The organism is Mycobacterium sp. IS-2888, assembly GCF_001954215.1.
Lineage (GTDB): Bacteria > Actinomycetota > Actinomycetes > Mycobacteriales > Mycobacteriaceae > Mycobacterium.
In genome coordinates this window covers 1-23,918 of sequence record NZ_MBET01000119.1, presented here as the reverse complement: position 1 = coordinate 23,918, position 23,918 = coordinate 1, and the positions used below count along the sequence as shown (strand labels likewise).

Annotated in this window: 23 protein-coding genes, 1 tRNA gene and 1 pseudogene; 16 read left to right on the top strand and 9 right to left on the bottom strand. The window is 65.8% G+C overall.

The window, feature by feature from the left end:
• The first annotated feature begins 2 nt into the window (after nt 1-2).
• Nucleotides 3-572: a TetR/AcrR family transcriptional regulator gene (locus A5745_RS23315; protein WP_076119270.1), complete on the top strand. Its 570-nt coding sequence runs from the start codon at nt 3-5 to the stop codon at nt 570-572.
• A 17-nt stretch (nt 573-589) separates the two neighbouring features.
• On the opposite strand, the gene A5745_RS23310 is transcribed toward A5745_RS23315, so the two are convergent.
• Nucleotides 590-2,062, bottom strand: coding sequence for a carboxyl transferase domain-containing protein (locus A5745_RS23310; protein ID WP_076119268.1), 1,473 nt, complete (start codon nt 2,060-2,062; stop codon nt 590-592).
• A gap of 42 nt (nt 2,063-2,104) precedes the next feature.
• Here A5745_RS23310 and A5745_RS23305 point away from each other — a divergent pair, with 42 nt between their 5' ends.
• The 9 genes from A5745_RS23305 to A5745_RS23265 all read left to right on the top strand — a co-directional run bounded on the left by A5745_RS23305 (nt 2,105) and on the right by A5745_RS23265 (nt 11,212).
• Nucleotides 2,105-2,836, top strand: coding sequence for an enoyl-CoA hydratase (locus tag A5745_RS23305; RefSeq protein ID WP_076119265.1), 732 nt, complete (start codon nt 2,105-2,107; stop codon nt 2,834-2,836).
• Nucleotides 2,837-2,841: 5 nt separating this feature from the next.
• The gene (locus A5745_RS23300) at nt 2,842-3,957 is read left to right on the top strand and encodes an MBL fold metallo-hydrolase (RefSeq protein ID WP_076119263.1); all 1,116 of its coding nucleotides are present in this window, start codon (nt 2,842-2,844) and stop codon (nt 3,955-3,957) included.
• Nucleotides 3,958-3,988: 31 nt separating this feature from the next.
• The gene (locus tag A5745_RS23295) at nt 3,989-5,560 is read left to right on the top strand and encodes a serine hydrolase (RefSeq protein ID WP_076119262.1); all 1,572 of its coding nucleotides are present in this window, start codon (nt 3,989-3,991) and stop codon (nt 5,558-5,560) included.
• Nucleotides 5,557-7,959: a cation-translocating P-type ATPase gene (locus A5745_RS23290; protein WP_076119260.1), complete on the top strand. Its 2,403-nt coding sequence runs from the start codon at nt 5,557-5,559 to the stop codon at nt 7,957-7,959. Before A5745_RS23295 ends, A5745_RS23290 begins: the two co-directional genes overlap by 4 nt.
• Before the next feature lie 34 nt (nt 7,960-7,993).
• Entirely contained in the window at nt 7,994-8,182 is a 189-nt protein-coding gene (locus tag A5745_RS23285) for an antitoxin (RefSeq protein ID WP_076119258.1), read from the top strand.
• 4 nt (nt 8,183-8,186) lie between these two features.
• Nucleotides 8,187-8,660 (top strand): SRPBCC family protein, encoded by a 474-nt coding sequence (locus A5745_RS23280; protein ID WP_076119256.1) that lies wholly within the window; start codon nt 8,187-8,189, stop codon nt 8,658-8,660.
• Nucleotides 8,644-9,867, top strand: a complete 1,224-nt coding sequence (locus tag A5745_RS23275) for a cyclopropane-fatty-acyl-phospholipid synthase family protein (RefSeq protein WP_083663033.1) — start codon at nt 8,644-8,646, stop codon at nt 9,865-9,867. Before A5745_RS23280 ends, A5745_RS23275 begins: the two co-directional genes overlap by 17 nt.
• 74 nt (nt 9,868-9,941) lie before the next feature.
• Complete coding sequence (locus A5745_RS23270; RefSeq protein WP_076119306.1) at nt 9,942-10,715, top strand: VOC family protein; 774 nt, start codon at nt 9,942-9,944, stop codon at nt 10,713-10,715.
• Between the two features lie 62 nt (nt 10,716-10,777).
• Complete coding sequence (locus tag A5745_RS23265) at nt 10,778-11,212, top strand: hypothetical protein (RefSeq protein WP_076057875.1); 435 nt, start codon at nt 10,778-10,780, stop codon at nt 11,210-11,212.
• Between the two features lie 3 nt (nt 11,213-11,215).
• On the opposite strand, the gene A5745_RS23260 is transcribed toward A5745_RS23265, so the two are convergent.
• The 3 genes from A5745_RS23260 to A5745_RS23250 all read right to left on the bottom strand — a co-directional run bounded on the left by A5745_RS23260 (nt 11,216) and on the right by A5745_RS23250 (nt 14,532).
• Nucleotides 11,216-11,698: a VOC family protein gene (locus A5745_RS23260; protein ID WP_076119254.1), complete on the bottom strand. Its 483-nt coding sequence runs from the start codon at nt 11,696-11,698 to the stop codon at nt 11,216-11,218.
• Between the two features lie 91 nt (nt 11,699-11,789).
• Nucleotides 11,790-13,304, bottom strand: coding sequence for a carotenoid oxygenase family protein (locus A5745_RS23255; RefSeq protein WP_076119252.1), 1,515 nt, complete (start codon nt 13,302-13,304; stop codon nt 11,790-11,792).
• A gap of 1 nt (nt 13,305) precedes the next feature.
• Nucleotides 13,306-14,532, bottom strand: coding sequence for an acetyl-CoA acetyltransferase (locus A5745_RS23250; protein WP_076119250.1), 1,227 nt, complete (start codon nt 14,530-14,532; stop codon nt 13,306-13,308).
• 496 nt (nt 14,533-15,028) lie between these two features.
• Here A5745_RS23250 and A5745_RS23245 point away from each other — a divergent pair, with 496 nt between their 5' ends.
• The 5 genes from A5745_RS23245 to A5745_RS23215 all read left to right on the top strand — a co-directional run bounded on the left by A5745_RS23245 (nt 15,029) and on the right by A5745_RS23215 (nt 19,573).
• Complete coding sequence (locus tag A5745_RS23245; RefSeq protein ID WP_076119248.1) at nt 15,029-15,982, top strand: dipeptidase; 954 nt, start codon at nt 15,029-15,031, stop codon at nt 15,980-15,982.
• A gap of 104 nt (nt 15,983-16,086) precedes the next feature.
• Entirely contained in the window at nt 16,087-16,515 is a 429-nt protein-coding gene (locus A5745_RS23240) for a DUF6188 family protein (protein WP_076119246.1), read from the top strand.
• Between the two features lie 80 nt (nt 16,516-16,595).
• A complete protein-coding gene (locus tag A5745_RS23235; RefSeq protein ID WP_076119244.1) occupies nt 16,596-16,964 on the top strand; it encodes a VOC family protein in 369 nt (122 codons plus the stop codon).
• A gap of 1,485 nt (nt 16,965-18,449) precedes the next feature.
• The gene (locus A5745_RS23220; protein ID WP_083663032.1) at nt 18,450-19,088 is read left to right on the top strand and encodes a winged helix-turn-helix transcriptional regulator; all 639 of its coding nucleotides are present in this window, start codon (nt 18,450-18,452) and stop codon (nt 19,086-19,088) included.
• Nucleotides 19,089-19,099: 11 nt separating this feature from the next.
• Nucleotides 19,100-19,573, top strand: coding sequence for a hypothetical protein (locus tag A5745_RS23215; RefSeq protein WP_076119237.1), 474 nt, complete (start codon nt 19,100-19,102; stop codon nt 19,571-19,573).
• Between the two features lie 6 nt (nt 19,574-19,579).
• On the opposite strand, the gene A5745_RS23210 is transcribed toward A5745_RS23215, so the two are convergent.
• On the bottom strand, nt 19,580-20,794 hold the full coding sequence (locus A5745_RS23210; protein WP_076119234.1) for a cytochrome P450: 1,215 nt from the start codon (nt 20,792-20,794) through the stop codon (nt 19,580-19,582).
• A gap of 192 nt (nt 20,795-20,986) precedes the next feature.
• Between A5745_RS23210 and A5745_RS23205 the strand changes: the two genes are divergently transcribed.
• Complete coding sequence (locus tag A5745_RS23205) at nt 20,987-21,541, top strand: TetR/AcrR family transcriptional regulator (RefSeq protein WP_076119232.1); 555 nt, start codon at nt 20,987-20,989, stop codon at nt 21,539-21,541.
• Nucleotides 21,542-21,586: 45 nt separating this feature from the next.
• Here A5745_RS23205 and A5745_RS25400 read toward each other — a convergent pair.
• From A5745_RS25400 to A5745_RS23190, 4 genes and pseudogenes are all read right to left on the bottom strand, one after another.
• Nucleotides 21,587-21,739 (bottom strand): annotated as a pseudogene (locus A5745_RS25400) (thiolase family protein); the annotation flags it as partial.
• Nucleotides 21,721-21,793 (bottom strand) — tRNA-Arg (locus A5745_RS23200). The pseudogene A5745_RS25400 and the gene A5745_RS23200, both read right to left, overlap by 19 nt.
• Before the next feature lie 51 nt (nt 21,794-21,844).
• Nucleotides 21,845-22,669 carry an LLM class F420-dependent oxidoreductase gene (locus A5745_RS23195; RefSeq protein ID WP_083663031.1) on the bottom strand — a complete coding sequence of 275 codons (825 nt, stop codon included), beginning with the start codon at nt 22,667-22,669 and terminating at the stop codon, nt 21,845-21,847.
• A 25-nt stretch (nt 22,670-22,694) separates the two neighbouring features.
• On the bottom strand, nt 22,695-23,759 hold the full coding sequence (locus A5745_RS23190) for a poly-gamma-glutamate hydrolase family protein (RefSeq protein ID WP_076119228.1): 1,065 nt from the start codon (nt 23,757-23,759) through the stop codon (nt 22,695-22,697).
• Between the last annotated feature and the right edge of the window lie 159 nt (nt 23,760-23,918).

Genomic DNA, 23,918 nt, shown 5'->3' with positions numbered 1-23,918 from the left:
ACATGAGGCGATCATCGGAACGGACGAAAGCGGCGATCCTGGCGGCGGCCCGCGAACGGTTCGGCGCGGCCGGTTTCCAGGCGGCGACGATCCGGGCGATCGCCGCCGACGCCGGCGTGGATCCGGCGATGGTGATGCGCTACTACGGGAGCAAGGACAAGTTGTTTGCCGCCGCGGCCGAGTTCGACCTCAGGTTTCCCGACTACGCGGCGACCGACCCGGCACAGGTCGGACGCTCGCTCGTCCGGCACTTTCTCGAACGCTGGGAGGGCGACGAGGCGCTGGTGATCCTGCTGCGGTCCAGCGCCACCAACGGCGAAGCGGCGCAACGGATGCAGCGGATCTTCGAAAGCCAGGTGGAACCGTTGGTTGCGGCCCTGGCGCCAGCGGCCGAACACGAAGTTCGCGCCGGGCTGATCGCCACCCAGATCATCGGTATGGCGTTCTGCCGCTTCGTATTACGGCTGCCACCCGTCGTTCAGATGACGCGCGACGAGATCGTCGACTGGCTCGGCCCGACGATACAGCGCTATTTCGGCCTCGCCTCCGAGGACGCCGTCGCCGAGACATAAACCATCGCCTAAGCGGCTCAGGGCAATCCGATACGGCGGTAACGCCGCAACCGCGCGGCCAGGCGTTCGGCATCGGCAATTCCACGCAGCGCGTGCAGTTCGGCGGCTATCGCGTGCGACAGTCGCTGGGAGAACTCGACCGGCTCGTCGGCGGCGTCGGGATATTCCGGCACGATGACGTCGACGATGCCCGACCGCACCAGGTCGGTCGACCGGATGCCTTGGGCCGCAGCGAGTTCGGGCGCATGCGCGGTGTCGCGGTACACGATCGCACTGGCTCCCTCCGGCGGGAGCGGCGCGAGCCAGCCGTGCAGCGCGGCCAGCACCCGGTCGGCGGGCACCATCGCCAGCGCCGGGCCGCCGCTGCCCTGGCCCAGCAGCACCGACACCGTCGGGGTCTCCAACGTCACGAGCTCGGCCAGGCACTGGGCGATCTGGCCGGCCAGCCCGCCCTGCTCGGCGTCGGCCGACAACGCGGGGCCGGCGGTGTCGATCACCAGCACCAGCGGTAGGCGCAGTTCGGCGGCCAGCGCCATGCCGCGCCGGGCCTCACGCAGCGATGCGGGCCCGACCAGCCCGCCGGTGAGCCGCTGCTGGCCGAGCACGACCGCGGGCTGGCCGCAAAACCGGGCCAGCGCCAGCATTGTCGTCGCCGCCTCGCCCTGTCCGGTGCCGGAGAGCAGCACCCGGTCGGTGGTTCCGTGTCTTAGCAGGTGCCCGACGCCCGGCCGGTCCGGTCGTCGCGACGCCACCACCGAGTCCCACGCCGGCACGTCGGGGATCGGCCCGGCCGGCTGCGGCGAAATGGGCGGTTCGGGCTCGTCGGCGATCACCGTGAGCGCGCGATCGACCATGCGCCGCAGGCCGTCCAGTGCGACGACGCCGTCGATCACCCCGTGTCGCTGCAGGTTCTCCGCGGTCTGGATCCCGGCCGGGAACGGCTCGCCGTAGAGCAGCTGGTACACCCGCGGCCCGAGGAAGCCGATCATGGCGCCCGGCTCGGCGACCGTGACATGGCCCAGCGAACCCCAGGAGGCAAAGACCCCGCCGGTAGTGGGATGCCGCAGGTAGACCAGGTAAGGCAGGCGCGCCTGTTTGTGCAGCCGGACGGCCGCCGCGATCTTCACCATCTGCAGAAACGCGACGGTGCCCTCCTGCATGCGGGTCCCACCGGAGCTCGGCGAGGCCAGCAGCGGCAGCCGCTCGGCGGTCGCCCGCTCCACGGCGGAGGTGATCCGCTCCGCCGCCGCCACGCCGATCGAGCCGGCGAGGAAGCCGAACTCGCAGACGACCACCGCCACCCGGCGCCCGTGCACGCGCCCCTCCCCGGTCAGCACCGATTCGTCCAGGCCGGTGGCGGAGCGGGCGCCTGCAAGCTCTCGCGCGTACGAGTCGCTCACCGGCACGGCCAGCGGCTCTCGGTCCCAGCTGACGAAGGAGCCGTCGTCCAGGACCGCGTCGCGCAGCTGCTCGGTCGTGATACGACTCACGCGACGAGGCTATATACAAAGCGGCTATATAGGCTGGGCCCCATGATCGGTGTCACACAGGCCGAAGCCGTCATGACGATTGAGCTGCAGCGCCCCGAGCGTCGTAATGCCTTGAACTCCCAGCTCGTCGAGGAGCTGCGGGAGGCCGTGTTGAAGGCGGCGGCGGGGTCAATCCGCGCGATTGTCCTGACCGGTCAGGGCACGGCCTTTTGCGCCGGCGCGGACCTCAGTGGCGACGCGTTCGCCGCCGACTACCCCGACCGGCTCATCGAGCTGCACAAGGTATTGGACGCCGCCCCGATCCCGGTGATCGGCGCCATCAATGGGCCCGCCATCGGTGCCGGCCTGCAGCTGGCCATGCAATGTGACCTCAGGGTCGTCGCGCCGGATGCCTTTTTCCAGTTTCCGACGTCGAAATACGGTCTGGCCCTTGATAACTGGAGCATTCGTCGGCTTGCGTCGCTCGTCGGCCACGGCCGGGCCCGCGCGATGCTGCTAGCCGCCGAGAAGCTCACCGCCGAGACGGCGCTGCAGACCGGGATGGCCAACCGCATCGGCAACCTCGAAGACGCCCAGGCCTGGGCCGCCGAGATCGCCGGCCTGGCCCCCTTGGCGATCCAGCATGCCAAGCGGGTGCTCAACGACGACGGCTCCATCGAGGAGGCGTGGCCGGAGCACAAGGAACTGTTCGACAAGGCCTGGGCGAGCCAGGACGTCATCGAGGCGCAGATCGCCCGCGTGGAGAAGCGACCGCCGAAGTTCCAGGGAGCCTGACCATCATGGTCCGTGCAGCGCTACGACTGGCCGCCGGCACGGCCACACTGGCGGCTGGCGGTTGGGCCTTGCGCGCCCTGCACGGCGCACCGGCGGCGCTGGGCGCCCATCCGGCCTCGATCCGGGCGGTGGTGCAGCGGTCGCCGAACTATCGCGACGGCGTCTTCGTTAACATCGACCCGGCCACGATCAATATGGACCGCGAGCAGCTGGGGATGATCGCGTGGGAGTTCGTGGGGGGACGCAACAGGAGCCGCCCGGCAGCGCCGATCCCGCTGGCCGCGCCGCGACTCTTCGAAGGCGACCCCGGCCGGCTCGCGGTCAGCTGGCTCGGCCACTCCACGGCGTTGCTGGAGATCGACGGTTACCGGGTGCTCACCGATCCGGTATGGAGCGACCGATGCTCCCCGTCCGACGTGGTCGGTCCGCAGCGACTGCATCCACCGCCGATAGCACTCGAAGCGTTGCCCGCCCTCGATGCCATCGTCATCAGCCATGACCACTACGACCACCTCGACATCGACACCGTGCTGGCGCTGGCCCGGACGCAGCGGGCCCCGTTCTTCGTGCCCCTCGGCGTCGGCGCCCACCTCCGCTCGTGGGGTATACCCGAGCACCGCATCGTCGAACTCGACTGGAACGAGAGCAAGAAGGTCGACGAGCTGACCCTGATTTGCATGCCGGCGCGCCACTTTTCGGGGCGGTTCATGGACCGCAACACCACGCTGTGGGCGTCGTGGGGCATCATCGGCCCGAGCCATCGCGCGTACTTCGGCGGCGACACCGGTTACACGAAGAGCTTCGCGCAGATCGGCGCCGACCATGGACCGTTCGACCTGACCCTGCTGCCCATCGGGGCCTACAACCCGGCGTGGCCGGACATCCACATGAACCCCGAGGAAGCGGTCCGCGCTCATCTCGATGTGACCGTGTCCGGGTCGGGACTGCTGGTGCCGATCCATTGGGGCACCTTCCGGCTGGCCCCGCACCCGTGGGCCGAACCCGTCGAACGCCTGCTCGCGGCCGCCGAAGCCGCCGACGTCAAGGTGGCCGTCCCCGCGCCGGGGCAGCGCATCGATCCGTCCGGGCTCACCCGATTCAACCCGTGGTGGCGGCTCTGATCCGGTAGCCGCCGGGCTAAAGTTTGCGGCCATGACGAAACGCGCGGCAACGGCCGCTGTCGTGGTGGCCCTGCTGGCGCTGACGGGATGTGGGCCCGCCCCGGCATCGAGCCCGCTGTCGGACGCGTCGCCCGATGAGTTCTCGGGTCTGGACATCCCGGCGGGCCGTGTCGACGATGCCGTCGCCAAGGTCGACGGCCTGGTGAACGACCTGATGAAGAACTCCGGTGTCCCGGGCATGGCCGTGGCGATCGTCCATGGTGGAAAGACGTTGTACACCAAGGGCTTCGGCGTAAAAGACGCAAGCAAGGGTGACGGCCAAGCCAACAAGGTAGACGCCGACACCGTCTTCCAGCTGGCGTCGATCTCCAAGTCGGTCGGTGCGACGGTGGTGGCGCATGAAGTGACCGACAACGTGATTGGCTGGGACACGCCCGTCGTCTCCAAGCTGCCGTGGTTCGAGCTGTCAGATCCCTACGTCACTAGCCACGTGACCGTCGCCGACCTGTACTCACATCGCTCCGGGCTGCCCGACCACGCCGGTGACCGGCTCGAGGATCTGGACTACGACCGCCGCCAGACACTCGAGCGGCTGCGGTATCTGCCGCTGGCACCTTTTCGAATCAGCTACGCCTACACCAACTTTGGCCTGACGGCTGCCGCAGAGGCGGTGGCGGCCGCCGCGGGCAAGCCGTGGGCGGACCTGTCCGACGAGGTGCTCTACCGCCCGCTGGGGATGGCGTCGACGAGTTCACGGTTCGCCGACTTCCTGGCCCGGCCCAACCGCGCCGTCAACCACGTCAAGGTCGGCGACAAGTGGGAACCGCGGTTTCAGCGGGATCCCGATCCGCAGTCTCCGGCCGCCGGGGTGAGTTCGTCGGTCAACGACATGGCCCGCTGGCTGACGATGCTGCTCGCCAACGGGACGTACAACGGGCAGCGGATCACCTCGCCCGAGGCGCTGCTGCCGGCCGTTACCCCGCAGGCCGTTTCGAGGCCCCCGGCGACGCCCAAGTCGCGGGGGAGCTTCTACGGCCACGGATTCGCGGTTTCGGTGAACTCGTCGGGCCGCACCACGTACAGCCATTCGGGCGCCTTCACCTTGGGGGAGTCGACGAACTTCGTGGTGATGCCGTCCGAGGACCTGGCCATCATCGCCCTGACCAACGCCGCGCCGTACGGCGTGCCGGAGACGCTGACCGCGCAGTTCATGGATCTGGTGCAGTACGGGCAGATTCGCGAGGACTGGGCGTCGGTGTACAAGAATGCGATCGCCCCGATCAACAACCCGGAGGGCTCGCTTGTCGGCAAGAAACCGCCCGACAACCCGGCGCAGGCCAGGCCGCTGAGCGATTACGCGGGAACCTATGCCAATGATTACTGGGGCCCGGCCATCGTCAGCGAACACGACGGCGCCCTGCAGCTGGAGCTCGGGCCGAAAAATCAGAAGTTCGCCCTGACCCACTGGGACGGCGATACGTTCACCTTCTCGCTGACGAACGAAAATGCCCCGCCCGGAACGGTTTCCAAGGCAACGTTCGCCGGAAACACGCTGAACCTCGAGTACTACGACGCAAACAAGCTGGGGACGTTCACCCGATGAGCTCGTCGGTGAGCGACGGTCTGACCGATGCCGAGGTGGTACATCGCGTAGCCGACGGCAAGAGCAACGCCATTCCGCAACGCGCCGCGCGCAGCGTCGCGGAAATCGTTCGGGCCAACGTCTTCACCCGGATCAACGCGATCCTGGGTGTCCTGTTCGTAATCGTGCTGACAACAGGCTCGGTGATCAACGGATTGTTCGGCCTGCTCATCATCGCCAACAGCGTCATCGGCATGGTCCAGGAGATCCGGGCCAAGCAGACGCTGGACAAGCTGGCGATCATCGGGCAGGCGAAGCCGTTGGTGCGCAGGCAATCCGGGACACGAGCAGTGCCGCCGGACGAGGTGGTACTCGACGACGTCATCGAGCTCGGCCCGGGAGACCAGATCGTCGTCGACGGCCAGATCCTCGAGGAGGAGAACCTGGAGGTTGACGAATCGCTGCTGACCGGTGAGGCGGACCCCATCGACAAGGACGTCGGCGACGCGGTGATGTCGGGCAGTTTCGTCGTCGCCGGAACCGGAGCATACCGCGCCACCAAGGTCGGCCCGGACGCCTATGCCGCCCGGCTTGCCGAGGAGGCCAGCAAGTTCACCCTGGTGAAATCCGAACTGCGCAACGGCATAAACCGGATTCTGCAGTTCGTCACCTACCTCTTGGTGCCGGCCGGCCTGCTGACGATCTACACCCAGTTCTTCACCACGCACGCGGGATGGCGGCAGTCCGTGCTGCGCACGGTCGGCGCGCTGGTGCCGATGGTGCCCGAAGGCCTGGTCCTGCTGACGTCGGCCGCGTTCGCGGTCGGGGTCGTCCGGCTGGGTCAGCGGCGATGCCTGGTGCAGGAGTTGCCCGCGATCGAGGGATTGGCCCGCGTCGACCTGGTCTGCGCCGACAAAACCGGCACCTTGACCGAAACCGGCATGCGGATCTCGGACGTCGAGCAATTGGGTCCCACACCACAATCCGTCGCCGATGTGCTGGCCTCGCTTGCCGCCGCCGACGCCCGCCCCAACGCAAGCATGCGTGCGATCGCCGAGACCTATGGTGAACCGCCCGGCTGGATCGCCACGGCCAGCGCGCCTTTCAAGTCGGCCACCAAGTGGAGTGGCGTGTCCTATCGCGACCACGGCAACTGGGTGATCGGCGCCCCCGATGTCCTGCTCGATCCGGCATCGGCGGCAGCGGAACGGGCCGAACGTGTCGGCGCCAAGGGGTTGCGGGTGCTTCTGCTGGGCTCCGCCGAGCAGCCCGTGAATCATCCGGACGCGCCGGGTCAGGTCACGCCGGTCGCGCTGGTGGTGCTCGAGCAGAAGGTGCGGCCGGATGCCCGTCAGACGCTGGAGTACTTTGCCGCCGAGGGTGTTTCGGTCAAAGTGATCTCCGGTGACAATGCGGTGTCGGTGGGCGCCGTGGCAGGCAAGCTCGGGCTGCACGGCGAGACGATGGACGCGCGGCAACTGCCAATGGACAAGGACGAACTGGCTGACACACTAGAGTCCTACACCACGTTCGGGCGGGTCCGGCCCGACCAGAAACGTGCGATCGTGCACGCCCTGCAATCGCGCGGCCACACGGTGGCGATGACCGGTGACGGCGTCAACGATGTGCTGGCGCTCAAGGATGCCGATATCGGCGTCGCAATGGGCGCCGGAAGCCCGGCGTCGCGGGCGGTTGCACAGATCGTGTTGCTGGACAATCGATTTGCCACACTTCCTTACGTCGTCGGTGAAGGCCGGCGGGTGATCGGCAACATCGAACGGGTCGCCAACCTGTTTTTGACCAAGACCGTGTATTCGGCGCTGCTGGCACTGTTCGTGGGTATCGAATGCCTGTTTTCCGGTCCGCTCAAGGCGGACCCGTTGCTGTATCCGTTTCAGCCGATCCACGTCACCATCGCGGCGTGGTTCACGATCGGCATCCCGTCGTTCGTCCTGTCGCTGGCACCAAACAACGAGCGCGCACACCCAGGCTTCGTGCGGCGGGTGTTGACGTCCGCGCTGCCGTCGGGACTCATCGTCGGCGCCGCTACCTTTGCCTCCTATCTGCTGGCCTATCACGGTCGCCATGCCACCTTCCAGCAACAGGACCAAGCTTCGACCGCGGCGCTGATCACGTTGCTGGTGACCGCGCTGTGGGTGCTGGCGGTGGTGGCGCGTCCCTACCAGTGGTGGCGGGTGGCGCTGGTGATCGGCTGCGGGTTGGCGTACGTGGTGATCTTCAGCGTCCCGCTGGCCCAGAAGAAGTTCCTGCTCGACCCGTCGAATGTGGCTGTGACGTCGACCGCGCTGGGCATCGGGGTGTTGGGCGCGGTCGCGATCGAGACGGCGTGGTGGATCAGGGCCAGGATCCTCGGCGTGCGGCCGCAGTTGTGGCGGGAACCGGTGAGGGTCGCCAAGTAGAATTCGCGGGGTATCAGCGGGGAAGGAACGGCGCATGGGATTCCTGGACAAGGCGAAAGACCTGTTGTCGCAGAACGCCGACAAGGTCGGGGAGGCAATCGACAAGGCCGGCGAGTTCGTCGACGAAAAGACGCAGGGCAAATACTCCGACACCATCCACAAGGTGCAGGAGGAGGCCAAGAAGGCCGCCGACTCGGCCGCCAAGGGCGACCAACAGAACTGAGCGCATGGCCAAACTCTCCGGATCGATCGACGTACCCCTGCCGCCCGAAGAGGCCTGGAAGCACGCCTCCGATCTCTCCCGGTATCGGGAGTGGCTGACCATCCACCGGGTGTGGCGCAGCACGCTGCCCGAGCAGATCGAGAAGGGCACGGTCGTTGAGTCGATCGTCGAGGTCAAGGGCATGTACAACCGGATCCGCTGGACGGTCGTGCGCTACAAGCCACCGGAAGGCATGACCCTCAACGGCGACGGCGTCGGCGGGGTGAAGGTCAAGCTGATGGCCAAAGTCGCGCCGAAGGACGACGGCTCCGTCGTCAGCTTCGACGTGCACCTCGGTGGCCCGGCGCTGTTCGGCCCGATCGGCATGGTCGTCGCCGCCGCGCTGCGAAGCGATATCCGCGAATCGTTGGAGAACTTCGTCACCGTGTTCACCGGACCGAATCCGCGCCTGAACGGGGATCGTGGCTCCGGTCGCTGATCGCCTGGCGGACCTGCTTCGAACCACCGCCGGCGTCGACCCGCCCGTCCGCGTCCGCGCATGGGACGGAAGCGAGATCGGCCCGGACGACGGCCCCGTCCTGGTGCTGCGGTCCCGGCGCGCCCTGCGCCGATTGCTGTGGCGCCCAGGCGAACTCGGCCTGGCCCGCGCCTACGTGACCGGTGACATCGATGTCGAGGGTGACCTGACCGAGGGATTGCGGCGGGCCTGGCAGCTGGCCCGATCGCGCCCCGGTGCCGGCGCGACGATTGCGCCGCAGGCTCGGGCCCTGGCGGCGCTGCACGCCGTGCGGCTGGGGGCGCTCGGCCCGCCGCCCAAGGCACCGGCGAGCGAGGCGCGGCTATCGGGCCGGCTGCATACCCGGCGCCGCGATCGCGCCGTCATCGCGCACCACTACGACCTGTCCAACGATTTCTACCGGCTGCTGCTCGACGAGCACATGGCCTACTCATCGGCGTATTTCACCCGCCCCAGCCAGTCGCTGCACGACGCGCAGACGGCGAAGCTGGACATGATCTGCCGCAAGCTTGACCTCAAATCGGGGATGCGGCTACTCGACGTCGGCTGTGGCTGGGGATCGCTGATCCTGCACGCGGCGCACCGCTACGGGGTGCGCGCCGTCGGGATCACGCTGTCGGCGCAGCAGCGCGACTTCACCCTCGCCCGCGCCGCCGAGCGCGGTCTGGCCGACAGCGTCGAGGTCCGGCTGCAGGACTATCGCGATCTGAGTGATGAGACGTTCGACGCGGTCGCGTCCGTCGAGATGGGCGAGCACGTGGGCGAGCGGCTATATCCCAGCTACATCGCGATCCTCGATCGCGCGCTGCGGCCCGGCGGCAGGCTGCTGCTGCAGCAGATGTCGCGGCGCGCCGATGCCGCGCCGGGCGGGGGAGCGTTCATCGAGGCCTACATCGCGCCCGACATGCACATGCGGCCGCTCTGGCAGACGCTGCGCTACCTGCAGGACGCGGGCCTGGAGATCCGATCCGTCGCGGCGATGCGCGAGCACTACGCGCGCACCGCCGAACATTGGCTGAACACGCTGGAGAGCCGCTTCGACGAATTCGTGGCGTTGCAGGGTGAAGAGGTCGCCCGGGTGTGGCGGCTGTACCTGGCCGGCGGCGGCCTGGCCTTCGAGGAAGGCCGGATGGGTGTGGATCAGATCTTGGCAGCCAAGCCTCGATGAGTTTCCGGTTCGCCGCGAGTCGATATGTGTGAACCCGCGACCGCGGGGCACTGCGACACCTGATGGAGGAGATCGTGCCCATTCGTGACGGCGCGCCGCTGGGCGCTCCCTGCTGGATCGATTTGACGACGTCGGAACTCGACCGCGCCCAGGACTTCTACGGCACGGTGTTCGGCTGGACCTTCGAGTCCGCCGGTCCCGAGTACGGGGGATACGTCAACGCCGCCAAGGACGGCCACCCCGTGGCCGGGCTGATGGCCAACCGGCCCGAGTTCGGCGCCCCGGACAACTGGGCCACCTACTTCCACACCGCCGATGTCAACGCGACGATGGCGGCCGCGACCGCGGCGGGTGGCATGGCGTGCATGGGGCCGATGGAGGTCCCGGCCAAGGGCCACATGGGCCTGGCGAGCGATCCGTCGGGTGCGATCTTCGGGCTGTGGCAGCCGTTGGAGCACCGTGGGTTCGAGGTGATCGGTGAGGCCGGCTCCCCGGTCTGGCATCAGCTGACCACCCGCGATTACCGCGCCGCGGTCGACTTCTACCGTGAGGTCTTCGGGTGGCGGACCGAGCAGGTTTCCGACACGGACGAATTCCGGTACGCCACAGTTTCGTTCGGCGATCAGCAATTGCTCGGAATGATGGACGGCAGCGGCTTCCTCCCCGAGGGCGTGCCCTCGAATTGGAGCATCTTCTTCGGGGCCGAGGATGTCGACAAGACCCTGCAGGTGATCGCCGACAACGGCGGTGCCGTGGTGCGGGGGGCCGAGGACACCCCGTACGGCCGGCTGGCCGCGGCCAGCGACCCGACGGGTGTCATCTTCAACTTGTCGTCGCTGGAGAGCTAGCAGGCATCGTCGCGCCGCGTGGCGAGCGACGACTGGTTCGACGTCCTATTACTGTCGGAACCATGACTCGCCGCCTGCACCCCGGTTGGCTGGTGGCGTTTTTCGCCTTGTTGGTTTCGGCCAGCGCGTGGATGCCGTGGCTGACGACGGCGGTCAACGGCGGCGGCTGGGCCAACGCGATCGGGGGCACCCACGGCAACCTGGAACTCCCGCGGGGGTTCGGGGCGGGGCAGCTCATCGTGTTGCTGTCCTCGACGCTGTTGGTCGCCGGGGCGATGGTGGGCCGGGGGCTGTCGGTGCGGGTCGCTTCGATTGCGGCGCTGGTTATTTCGCTGCTGCTGTTGGCGTTGACGGTGTGGTACTACAAGCTCAACGTCAATCCGCCGGTGTCCGCCGACTACGGGCTTTACGTGGGTGCGGTCGGCGGGGGTTGCGCGGTGGTCTGCTCGCTTTTCTCGGTGATCGCCGCGCTCGCGTCCGGTCGGCCTCCTCGCTGAAGCTCAGGCGGGCGGGAACTCGTGCTTGCCTGAGGCGGAGCCGCCGTCGGGTTCGTTGACGCCGAACACGAAGGGCGCGAACACGACTTCGCGGCCGTCCGGGTCGCGGTAGGTGACCGCCCCCGTCGCCTCCCAGTAGGGGTGCTGCTCGACGGGCTCCTGCCCCGCCTGCTGCAAGCGCGCGATCGCGGCGCGCTGGGCGTGCTTGTCCGGGAAGTACAGGCACAGCTGCTCGTGACGGTCCACCGCGACTTCCTCGTCCGCCTCGACGATTTCCATCGTCAGGTTCCAGCTGGGCAAGCCGAAGATCGCGCCGTTGCTGCCGTAGCTGGCCTCGAATGTCTCGTAGAGCGGCAGCCCTACCAGTTCGCGGTAAAAGCGCACTGTCTCTTCGAAGTTCGACGAGCGCCGGGCGAAGCGAAGGGCGCCGATCGACGCCAATTCCAGTGGCCAGTGCGTCGTCCGGCGGTGCTTCTGCTTGTCCACTCCTACTCCGATTCGCCGAGCCTGTAATTCTGCAGGCCGCTACTCGTACTTTTCCTGCCGTATTACAGGCTCGGTGAGCGGCCCGATCGCATCATAGCCCGATGGCGGCGGCCGCCGACTCCGCGTTGTCCCAGCGCCGCAGCTGTTCGCCGGGCGCCCACGTCGAATGCGTGCCGCTGGAAATGCGTTCGGGCAGTTGAAGTTTGCACACGGGCCCGTCGCCGATCCTAGCGGCGTCGAAGATCACGCAGTAGGAGGCGTCGGCGTTCATATCGGTGGTGAGAGTGATCAGATAGCCGTCGTCCTCGCTAATAGATCCCACCCGCGGCGCCATCGCGGTCTCGCTGCCGTAAACACCGTCGCCGAACGAAAATCCCTCCTGGCCGCCGGCGCGCACGTCGTGTTTGACCAGCCCGTCGAACAGGAACCAGCCCGGCTTGCCGGTGGCAGCGTAGATGTAGCGGTAGCCGGTGGCGGCGTAGGCGGGGTTGATCGTGCCGAATTCGGTGATGGACTCCGACAGCCGCTCTTCTTTGACCTCCCCGGTGACCAAGTTGAAGCGCCAGCGGTGCAGCCGGGCCTGCAGGCGATCCAGCGCCAGGAAGCGAAAGACCTTCTCCCACTTGGTTCCACCGGTGTCGATCGGCTGAGGATCGCCTTCGAAGAAGCCGTCGAGCACGATCTCGTCGCCATCCTCGTAGGCGTTCGTGAAGTGCAGCACGAACGTCGGGTCCGCCTCGAACCATCGGATGTCGTCGGTGCCGCCGCGGCGCGGGATCACCGCGAAGCGCGACGGAATGTCGGGGTAGAAGCGCGGCAGGTGCACTTCGTGTTCGAGCAGGCGCGGGTCCCAGAACAACGGGAAATCGTTGAGGATCGCGTAGTTTTCCGTGAACGCCATATCGTGTGGCAGCCGCGGCCCGGGTAGCGGGATGTCGACGTAGTGGGCCAGTTCGTTGTTCTGGTCGACGACGCCGTAGTGCATGTACGGGTCCTGCTTGCTGTAGTTGAAGAACAACAGTTCGCCCGTCCTGTGGTCGACCTTCGGATGCGCCGAGATACCCCAGTCGACCGGGAAGCGCCCGTTCCAGGTTTCCTTGCCGAGGGTATTGGCCGAGTACGGGTCGATCCGGTAGAGGTCGCCGCACTGGTAGAAGCTGGTCAGCGCGATACCGCGGTGGACGATGACGTCGGTGCTCGACGCGTCCTTCATCCGGGTGCGGGCGCCCCAGCCGTCTTCCCGCTTGGTCAATTGCACCGGCTCGGCGAGCCCCGGCCACAGCGGCTCGCCGGCCTCGTTCTCGGCCAGGAATCCGTCGGTCCGCACAAAGCGGTTGCGGTAGAAGGCTTTTCCATCACGGAAACCGACCACGTGGAGCATCCCGTCGCCGTCGAACGGATGGTAGGTCTTCAACGCCGGGTGCAGCGGGTTCTCGGTGTTGCGGAGGTAGACGCCGTCCAGGTCGGCCGGGATCTCGCCCGCTACGGGGGCGAGGTCGTCGGCGTCCCACTCGGTGGTCTGCGGCCGCCACGGCCCCGTTCGGTACGGGTGGTCGTCGTCCTCGGGCAGTGTGGACAGGAACTTGCCGACGATCTCAACGTCCATGTCACGAGCCTTCGGTGGTGCTGACAACGAAACTGACCGTGGTGGCGGTGCTGCCGCCGAAGTTCAGGGTGCCAAAGGTTTTCGCGTCCTCGACCTGGTAGTCGCCGGCCGCGCCGCTGACTTGTTTGGCCGCGTCCAGCAGCATCCGCACACCGGAAGCCCCGACCGGGTGTCCGCCGCCGATCAGACCCCCGCTGGGGTTGATCGGCAGCCGGCCGCCGATCTCGATCTCGCCGTTTTCGATGGCCTTCCATGATTCGCCCGGGCCGGTGAGCCCGATGTGGTCGATGGCCAGGTACTCGCTGGGGGTGAAGCAGTCGTGCACCTCGATTCCGTCGAGGTCGTCGAGCGTTACCCGGGCGCGACGCAACGCGTCGAGCACCGCGGCCCGCACGTGCGGCAGCACGTACGGATCGTCTGCGGCGCGGTCAAGTTTTTGTCGCAGGCCGAGCCCGACGGTGCGATGTCCCCAGCCGTCGATGCGGCCGATCGGGCGCGCATCCGGATGATCGCGCAGGTAGGCATCGTTGACCAGAACCACTCCCGCGCCGCCGTCGGTCATTTGGCTGCAGTCGAAGCGCCGTAGCCGGCCCTCGGTGATCGGGTTGGTCGCGTCGTCGTCGGTGATGGGGTCGGGGACGGTCCAGCCGCGGGTCTGGGCGTTGGGGTTGCGGCGGGCGTTGGCGAAGTTGAGTTGGGCGATGGCCCGCAGATGGGTCTCGTCCAGGCCGTAGCGCCGGTCGTATTCGTCGGCGATCTGCGCGAACATCGACGGCCACAGGTAGCGCGCGCCGGCGCCCTCGTGTCCGGTCCATGCGGCGGCGCCCAGATGCTTGGCGGCGGTGTCGCCCGGCACGGTCTTTTCCAGCTCGATCCCCACCACGAGCGCGCTGTCGTAGGAGCCCGAGCGCAGATCGGCCATCGCCGTCAACGCCGCCACGCTGCCGGACGCGCATGCGGCCTCGTGCCGAGTGGCCGGTGTGTCCCAGAGGTCGTCGCAGACGGTGGCCGGCATCGCGCCGAGGTGGCCCTGGCCGGCGAACATCTCGCCGAAGGCATTTCCGACGTGGACCACTCCGATGTCGGCGGCGTCCAGCTTGGCCGACGCGAGGGTGCATTCGACGACCTCGGCGGTCAATGCCGCGAAATCGCGGTTTTCTTTGGAGAGGTTACGGGCGAAATCGCTTTGGTAGCCCCCGAGAATCCACACGCCTGCCGAGCCATCCATACGCCGCACGCTACTCCTGAATGGCACGGCCGAACGGCCGTATGCGAAGCGCTCAGGAGTTCAAATGCGGACCCGTCGGCTCTCGGGCTGAACCGACGGGACCTAGGTGTGCGCGTAGGCCGGCCAACACGCTCACCCGTTTGGGGCATTACCACCCCTGACGGAAGGCAAACACACGAGCCAGCCGGCGAAGCCGGGCTGACCCTTCCGAATGCGGGCTTTCCACTGCTCAGCGAGGTGTTTGGAGGCTAGACAGCGCCTTCGACAAGAGTGTCGATTCCGGCGCGTCGGCGGCGGCGTAGCGAGAGCGTGGTGTCCGCCGAGGCAGTCTCGGCCTGTCCGAGTCGGATCGGTTGGGCTGCAACTCATTACGCATACTCACCTCGGGTCGCCGTTGTTGGCGGACTCGTCTACCCGGAAGTCCCGATCGGGTCCGTCGCAGGTCACGCGGGTGATATCCATCTCGCAGCGAGAAGCTGGTGCAATATCGATGTTGATGACCTTGTTGTGGGAGCAGCACACCTGTCTGCCGCTGCAGACCGATGCCGACATCGACCTGCTGGGCCGATACCGGCGCGCCGGGGGAGCGCTCGTTTCGGTCAACGCCGGATATGCGCCGCACAGTCTCGACGACACAACCGCGTTGTTGCGCCACTATCGCGGCGCGGTCAACCTGCATCCAGGCCTGGAGCTGGCGGGCAGCGTCCGGGAGGTCGACGCGATCGCCGGTAGCGGTCGCATCGCGGTTGTCTTCGACCTGGAGGACTGCGCTCCGCTCGACGGCGACCTCGACAACCTGGCCACTTTGGTCGATCTCGGGGTCCGCACGCTGCTGCCCACGTACAACCACGCCAACCGCGCCGGCAGTGGTTGCTTGGACGGCGTCGACGGCGGCCTGACCGCGTGGGGCCACTCCCTCGTTTCCGAGATGAACAGCGCCGGAATCGTTCCGGACGGATCACACTGCAGCACCCGCACCGGACTCGACATGTGCGAGGTGTCTCGGGGCCCTGTGATCTACAGCCATTCCTGCATGCGGGCGATCTGGGATCACCCGCGCAATATCTCCGACGATCAAGCTCGCGCGTGTGCGGCCACCGGCGGTGTCGTCGGAATCACCGGAGTCGGCATATTTCTTGGGCCCAACACGCCGACTCTCGAGGCAATGACACGACATCTCGAATACGTCATTGAATTGATCGGCATTGATCACGTCGGTGTCAGCACCGACTTCTCGTTCGATTTCGCCGATTTCAACGAGGAACTCGCACGCAACCCGCACTTGTTCGACGACAGCTACACGAGTTGGGGCCCAATTCAATGGATGCCGCCCGAAACGTTCCTGGGGCTGGGGGAACACCTGCGCCAGCGCGGGTGGAGCGTTGCCGACCTGCAAGCCGTCCTTGGCGGGAACTTCCGTCGGGTGGCACAACAAGCCTGGCGCAACTAGCAATCATCGGAATCTTTCGCGTCTGCTCCGCCCGCCGCATTTCGGCAGTTCGCATATGACATACACGCTTGTGCATGTGACAATTTGAGGCCACAGTGGAAGGTATGACCGAACAGAAAACAATCGAGCAGTGGCTTGAGGGCTGTGCGGTACAGCGGATTATGTTCCGCGACGGTCTGGTGCTGAATTTCGAGGATTACAACGAGCTTGTGATCACCGTACCGATGCGTCTGACGCTGCCAGCCATCGAATCCTCTCCCGCAGAAGTGGTTGCAATCGACCCGAACGATCCGGCGGACCAGGTGCGTCCGCTCTTCGATTTCGCCGGTGAAAAATGCACGGGTGCTGTCTGGTACGACACTGGAGATCTCCATCTCGAGTTCGCCGACGGTCACAAGATCGATGTGCCGCCCAATGAACACGTCACCTCGTGGGAGCTGTACGGCAAGTACCACGGTTACGCTGCCTGCCTACCGAACGGTGAGATGCGGGTGGTGCGCCACGACGTGGCCGAAAGCGGCCGCGCCGAGTGAGCTGACGAGCGGCGCCAGCTAGGCGAAACCGGTTGCGGCGCAGGATCTCTGTGCGCTTAGGGGGCCGATACTGTGGTGCCATGCCTCGCGTGGACTATGTCATCCAATACGTCGAATCACTGGCACGCTCGGTGGCGTTCTACCGGGACGTGATAGGGCTCAAGACACGGATCGAGGGCGACGGCTACGTCGAGTTCGAGATGGCGAACACCAAGTTCTCGCTGTTCGAACGGTCCAAGCTCCCGGAGCTCATCGGCCGCGAGGGCGGGAAACCGCCGTGCGGCGAGATCGGCTTCCTGATCGACGACGTCGATCGGGAAGCGGAGCGGCTGAAAGACCTCGGTGTCGAGATTCTCAGCGGACCGATGGACCGGCCATGGCGTGAAAGGACGCTGCACATCGCCGACCCGGACGGCAACATCATCGAATTCGCGCAGAAGCTGCGATGATCCCGGGTCACCAAAGGTTGGTCATAACGCACTGCACTTCTGCAGTGGCGTCGTGCGGCTTCACTCCCATAGCCGTTAATCTCTGGGCTACTTCGGTAGGGGATAAAGCGCCATTGAGATTGAACTCAATAACGTTGATCGTGGGCGACCAATCATCTGCGTTTTGCTTCGGCGGAACCCCCGCGCTGTCTATGCAACGAAGGAAGCCGTCCCCGCCCATGCCCAGGTCAGCGTGAGCAGCCGGCGCCCCCAGCACAACCGATGCGATGAACGGGCCGGCGATGGCTACGCCGGCCGCCGCAGCGACGTACTTGTTTGTGTGCGCAACAGACGCGCGACCGCCGTCCCCGGCAGCCACCCCGCGCGCAGCATCGCGATGAAGCCTGGTTCGATCTGTGGTTACCCCCGAATTGCGTGACACCGCGGTCCAGTACCCGCAATTTCTAATTATGAAACCGGGTTTTACCGATCATTTTCTTATTAAACTTTCGTCTAAGTCATTAAATTATTTTACTTTCGTCTAAGTCAATAAAAATTGGCCTTTTTGGCGATAGATACCAAGCCAGTTCGCGCTTGTAGAAGGGTCTATCCACGGGATTTCGGTGAAGTGGCTGCGACCGCTAGGGAAGGTCCTTCGCTGAACGGCCGCGCGACGGGCTAACCAGCAGTGCGGTAAGGAATAGTCCGCCAGCCACCGCTAGAGGGATACCCCAGGCGCGACGCACCGCTATGGCACTGCCGCATCGATCGACGAAATGGGTTCCAGTCGAGTCCGCGGTCGTGGCCTGGCTGAGTGCGCTGTGAAGCCCGCTGCCGCAATTGATTTGGAAACCCCACTGGTCGAAGTCGCCGAGGAATACCGGGGAGCGAAGCGCGAACAGACCGCCGATCAGCAACAAAAGGCCAACCGCGACGATCACAACGCGTCGAGTAGACACATTTGCCTCTGCGTCTGGCGTCGCTGATTTGTCACCCCCTAGCCAGGAACTTGGATCCATCGTTCGTCCGGTCTCAGACGGATCGAGGAAGTCCAAGCGCGGTGGATAGTGCCGCGGCGGGCGGAGATCTAGCGGCGAAATCCTGACCGCCGGCCTCGTCGCGGCAACAGCTGGGATAACGCCGTTCCGCGAAGTGATGGGCCGTAGCGCCGCGGCGCCTGCGGTTCCACCGGGGTCGTGGTCGGCGATGACGGCCGGCGCCGGTGAAGGACTGACGTCGACTTCTTCTTCGGCTGTGTTGGTTCGTGTGTCGGCTATTACGGACATTTGAGTGCCTCCTGATCGGCCGTCTTCGCAGCACCGGCTGGTTCCTAGCTCGTAGGGTCCACCCGCCGCTCTGGATGCTACCTATTTCCGAAGTATGCAACATCATTTGGAAGTAATCAAGGATTTCCGGTAGTATCGTCCTCGTGTGGACCGTAAGGTGGGATCGGTGACACGTCGCAGCTATAGCCAGTACTGCGGGCTTGCCCGGGCACTCGACCTGGTGGGCGAGCGCTGGATGCTGTTGATCGTGCGCGATCTGGCGATACGCCCGCGCCGGTTCGGTGAGATCCTCGACGGCTTGCCGGGTTTGGGCACCAGCCTGCTGTCCGAGCGGCTGAAAAACCTCGAGGACGACGGGATCATCGAGCGGGCGATCAGCGGCAAAGGCCGGGGCGGCGTCGTGTATCGCCTCACCGCGCGAGGAAAAGCCTTAGCCCGTGCCCTTCAACCGTTGGCAGCCTGGGGCGCAATGTTTCTGGACCCAGCCAAAGCCGACACGTTTTCGCCCGATTGGCTGTTCTTCGCGATCCGGTCCGCCTTCCATCCCGAAGCCGCCGCAGGAGTTCACGGCTGCTACGAGTTTTGTGTGGACAAGGAAATTACGTTCTGGATCACCGTCGACGACGGCGACATCCAAATAACCCAGAAGCGCCCGCGGAAGCCGGATTTCATCCTCAACGTGGCACTTTCGGACCTCGGGGGCATCGCGTCAGGTCAACTCAAACCTAAAGATCTCTTCGAGCAGGGGCGGGCAACGCTCCGCGGCGACCGCCACGCCGCCGACCGCGCACTCGCACTCTTCGGCGCCGGTCGAACTCCGTCCGCCAACGTCTCGGGTGAGGCATCGCAACATCAATAAGGAGGTTCGAAATGCCGTTCATTGAGATGTATGTCCCGGAGGGCCTGCTCGACAATGAGACCAAGCAAACCCTCCACAACAATGTCAGCCGCCAGGTGCTGGAGGCGGAGGGCGCAACCTACGACGAGTCGCCCTTGGCCCGGGCAATCACCTGGATGCTGATCCACGAAGTGCCCGAGGGCAACTGGTCGATAGGCAGCCGGGTTCAGTCAAGCACCGACGAGCCACGCGTTCTCACTCGGATAAGCGTGCCGCATGGATCGATGGATGACGCGCGGCGGGCCGATATCGCGATGCGGGTGAACCGAGAGGTCGTCGATGCGCTCGGGGACCAGTTCACCGATCCGACGAAAAGCTTCTGTCTGATCTCGGAGCAGACGTTCAGCGGTGGTGGAACCGTCGTTAGCTTCGACGATCTCGTCCAGTGGCTCGGACTGCCAGACCCGTTGTCGCACTCAAAGACAGCGGCGCAATCGGCGGAGTAACCCAACCTATTGGACGGCCAACTCAAGACGATTTAGGCGCCGGACGAGGATGCTGGGCAACCACTCTCCGACATCGGTCGCCTCGATCCAGGTGGAGCGTTCCAACAGCGTCCGAAATACAATCTGGGCCTCGAGCCGTGCCAGCGCGGCGCCGATACAGAAATGCACCCCCTTGCCGAATGTCACGTGGCCTTTGGCGCCGATGCGATCAAGACGGAATTCGTTTGGCGCGTCGAAGTGTGCCGGGTCGCGGTTCGCCGCTCCCCACATCAGCAGTAGGTGAGCGTTGGCGGGCACGTCGACTCCGCCGAGGGTCGTGTCGCGCCATACGTGCCGGTAATGCCCCCGGAACGGTGCCTCGTAGCGGAGCGCCTCCTCGATGAAGGCGTTCAACAATTCGGGGTTCTCCCGCACCTGCTTTTGGATCTCTGGACGGTCGGCGAGAATCCACGCGGCGCTGCCCAGCAAGGAAGCCGTGGATTCGCCGGCGGCGCTGAACAGGGTGAGCATGATGCCCAATGCCACGGTCTGGTCCACCTCGCCCGAGGCGTAGCGTGCGGCCATGTCGGGAATCAGGCCGGATTCAGGTAGGGCACTTGCGTTTTCAAAATGTTCCATGACGTAACCCGACAGTTCGAATGCCGCGGCTCCTGCCGCCTCGAGCTGCGCGGCCGTGACGACACCATCCAGCAGCGTGGTGGTGGCGAAGCCCAGCCGGATGAGATTGTCGACATCGGTGTCGGGCAGGCCCAGCAGCTTGGCGACCACCATCATGGGCAGGCGGTTGGCCATCGCGCTCATCCACTCGATGCGCCCCTCGTGCAGATTCTCGTCCCAGAGGCGCTCGGCGACGTGGCTCGCGAATTCTTCGATGATGCGGACGCGTTTCGCGGACAGATGCGGCAACAGGATTTTGCGGTGCATCGCGTGTGCCGGATCGTCGGCGGTGGCCAAGGCGTGGTTGGGACTTCCAGCCTCGATCATTGGGAAGGGGGCGACCGTCCCATCCTCGTGGTAGACCATGGTCGCGCTGAGGTTGGACGAGAAGTCCTCGACCCGGTTGACCGCATCGATCACCGCATCCCAGCCGCACACGGCGTAGAACTCGGAGTCACCGATGCGGTGCACCGGCGCCTCGGCGCGCATACGGTCGTAAAGCGGGTATGGATCTTGCAGAGCCTCGGCGCCGAAGAACTGGATCGGATCGGCCAAGACGGTCATCCTGTCAGGCTGGATGAAGGCCGTGAGCAGCGTCAATGGTGGCTACCAAGGTTGATAAACGCCTGGTCGCACTACCCACGCCCACGAAATCGCCTGCACGACACCACCAGCGGGTTATGCTGAGAAAAACGTGCAAAAATTCTCATCCTGAGAGAAGTTTTTCAGCGCACCGCAGCTCGGGAGCACTTTCAGATGCCACAGAACGATTGGCTGCTTGGACGGGATCGCCGCGGCGAGGCCGCCGAACGGATCTACGCTGCGGCCGCCGACCTCATTTCCCGCGTCGGATACGACGCATTCACCATCGAGGCCTTGGCCGCCAAGGTCCATTGCTCACCGGCGACGATCTACCGGCATGCCGGCGGCAAGGCGGCCATCCGTGACGCCGTTGTCGCCATTCAGGCGAACCGGATCGTCGACACGGTGCGCGACGCGATCAAGGACCTCACCGGACCGGACCGGGTGGTGACCGCCACCATCCTTGCCCTGGAACGCATGCATTCAGATCCCTTGGTTCGGCTCATGCAGTCAATGCAATTGGCGCCGGGCAGCGAGTGGCTCACGACCTCACCAGTCGTTGCCGCCTTTGCCTCCGAAATGCTCGGCCAGGACCACCCCGACCCGCTGGCCGCGCAATGGCTGATCCGCGTCTTCCTCGCGCTGTGGTGCTGGCCGCTGAAGGACCCCGCTACCGAACGCGCCATAGTGGAGCGCTTCCTTCGCCCGTCCTACATCAACAACACCTGAAAGCCGAGATCCTCGACCAAACACTGCAACGACGCAGGACCCGCCGCCGCCCATCGCCTGCGCCAGACCGATCCGCGGATCTGAGACCTGGCGCGAATCCGCTTCTCCCCGAAGCTGGCTGATTGTCTCGGCGTCCCGGGCCAAACCCGTCGCGCCGAACGCGTGACTGCACTCGCTTGTGCCCCCGGCAGGATTCGAACCTGCGACACCGGCTTTAGGAGAGCCGTGCTCTATCCCCTGAGCTACGAGGGCGGACGGGCTGAGCTTACCGGCAACTGGCACGCAGACCGCGGGCTGCGAACGTCAGCGCAGCTCTGCGATCACCTTCGCGAACGCATCGAGGTTGTTGTCCTGGACCGTGAAGGATGTCAGCCCGTACTTTTCACGCAGTCCGGCCAGTGTGTCGGCCATCTCTCCGGGTGACCCGCTGAGTACCGACGTCATGGACAGCAATTGCTCATCGGACAGGTCCGGCGCGTACTGACGGGTCATTCGCAGGTCGGGCGCGGTCTCTCCCTCGGGCGGCATCGCCGTGATCACCATGTTCAGCTCCAGCTGATCAAACCGATCGCCCGCGGCGTTGCGCACGAACTCGATGCGTTCGGCCAGCGGGTCGTCGACGTCTCGGACCCTGGCGCCGGTCAGCCCGATGATGTCCGCGTGCCGGGCGGCCAGGGTCAGCACCCGATCGCCGTTGCCGGCGATCAGGATTGGCGTCTTGGGATGGTGTTCCTTCAAGTAGGTCGTCATGTGTTCGAGGTAGTCGACCCGCGCTCCGGCGCTCGGGTAGGGCAGCTCCGCGGCCTCGAATTCTTCCTTGACATAGCCGGTTCCGAGCCCGATCTCGAGGCGCCCGTCACTGAGCACCTCCACCGCGTGCAGGTCCCTGCTCAGCAGGGCCGGCTTGTAGAAGGCGGCGTTGAGCACATACATGCTCAGCCGCAACCGCGTCGTCACCATCGCGACCGCGGTCAGCGTCGGGCACGGTGCCGCCGCACCGAGATGGTCGGGCACGCACAGAATGTCGTAGCCGAGGTCTTCGGCTCGCTTCGCCTTGTCCACCAATTTCTCGCGGGACTTGAAGAACCGCATGCTCATCGAGAAGCGAAAATCTTTGGCCACCAACAACCTCCGTTCAACCAGCTGAGGACAATTACCAGGCGCGCGCCGCCGCCGCCAAGCCCTGCACCAGGGCAGTGGTGACCGGCGACAAGCCGTCGGGACCCGGCAGCGGGCTGCGCGGGCTCAGGCCCCTGACGCGAACGGACAGCTCGAGTTGTGTTCCGCCGTTGCGCACCCGGTTGACCGGGTTGTCGGGATGTAGGCCTCGCAGTTCGGGTGGGATGTCGTCGAGATCGGTGACGACCTGATAGCCCGTCAGCCGGATGTGCCGGGCCAGGTGGGCGGCCAGCGCGCGATTGCGACCGCCGGCCAACAGCTGGGTGCTGCGACCGATGCGGCCGTAGCCGTGCAACGACACCGCGACGTCGACATGATCGAGAAACTCGGCCAGTCGGGTGGATTCGCCGGGCTGGAACATGACCGACGGCAGGTGATGCGGGTAGTGGTCGGGATGGCGCACCACATAAACAGACGCGTCGGCGGCCTCGGCGGCGCGTTCGGCGATGACGTCGGTCATCTGCTCCAGGCCGCCGCCGTGGATGGCAAGGAAACCGAAACGCGACCGCAGCTGGCTGGACTCGATCACGCCGGGCTCGTTCAACAACGCTGAAAGTGACTGTGGCCCAGGGCCAGAACGCGGTCTCGCGGATGCCGGGCGAGGCCAGCGTGTTGGGTCCCAGCGGTGCAGGAAGTCGATCCAGCGTTGCGGAAGCCCGTGGTGCACCGCGCCGTCGATGATCCGCGGGAGGTAGCCGGGCCGCGGCGGACCCGGAGTCACCCGGTGATCGATGTAGACCCAGGCGGGTGCGGGCCCGTCGTTGGTCGTTACGGTGAGCCGGTCGCGGCGGTAGCGCACCGGCACGCCCTCGGCGCTGTCCAGGGTGGCCAGGTCGTGATCGGAGATCTGCCAGAGCACCCCGTGCACCTGGTTACCGGTAAACGGCTCGACAGTGGCCACCCCGCGCTCGTTGATCAGCCAGTCGTGGTCGGACAGGATCGCCGGTCGCGGATCGGCGGCGTCCGGACAGCGCAGCGCCATCTGGTTGACGCACAGATTCGACCCATATGCGAAATAGGGGTGCCTGCGAGCCAGCATCTATTCAGTCACCGTCTGGGTGCTGAGATCTTGAACCAAGCTAACTCCCGCGAGCCTTTCCACGGATGACAACGCTCCCAATAGTGCCGCACAGGGCTACCTGCGCGCCACGTACGGGGTCACCGGATGACGGGCGGTGGCGACGGGGCGGAGTGGGTG